This window comes from Pseudomonas sp. GD04019 (assembly GCF_029837695.1).
Taxonomy (GTDB): domain Bacteria; phylum Pseudomonadota; class Gammaproteobacteria; order Pseudomonadales; family Pseudomonadaceae; genus Aquipseudomonas.
Window position 1 is genome coordinate 1 of record NZ_JAOEEA010000033.1, and the last position, 504, is coordinate 504.

At 61.5% G+C, this 504-nt stretch carries 1 protein-coding gene; it reads left to right on the forward strand.

Annotation, left to right across the window (positions count from 1 at the left end; genetic code table 11):
- On the forward strand, positions 1-504 hold a 504-nt coding region (locus N7607_RS23075; RefSeq protein WP_279869504.1), incomplete at both ends, for a transposase.

The window sequence follows — 504 nt, forward strand, 5'->3', positions numbered from 1 at the left end:
GCGCACTACTGGGGGCGAATGGCGCAGGTGTGCGGGCACCGGGTGGTGCTATTGCATCCGCGCTACGTGCGGCCCTATCGCCGCCGCAACAAGACTGATCGCAATGACTGCGATGCCATTCTGGAGGCGGCACGTTGTCGTGGTATCCACCCCGTGCCGGTGAAGAGCCACGAACAGCAGCAATTACAGCAGTTGCACAACTTGCGTGAGACCTGGAAGCGTAGCCGGGTGCAACGCATCAACCTGCTGCGTGGGATCTTGCGCGAGATGGGCATCGAGGCGCCGATAACTACGGCAGCGTTTTTGCGGGTGGCTTGTGAGTTGCTGGAGCGTAGCGCCTTGCGCGGGGCACTGCAGGTGGTGCTGGGCGAGATCAACCTGTACGAGCAATCGATGCACGAGTGCGAGGCGCAGTTGGCAGGCTGGCATGCCGAGGATGAAATCGTCCGCAAGCTCGACGAAGTCAGTGGCATTGGCCTGTTGACGGCCAGTGCCCTGAAAACT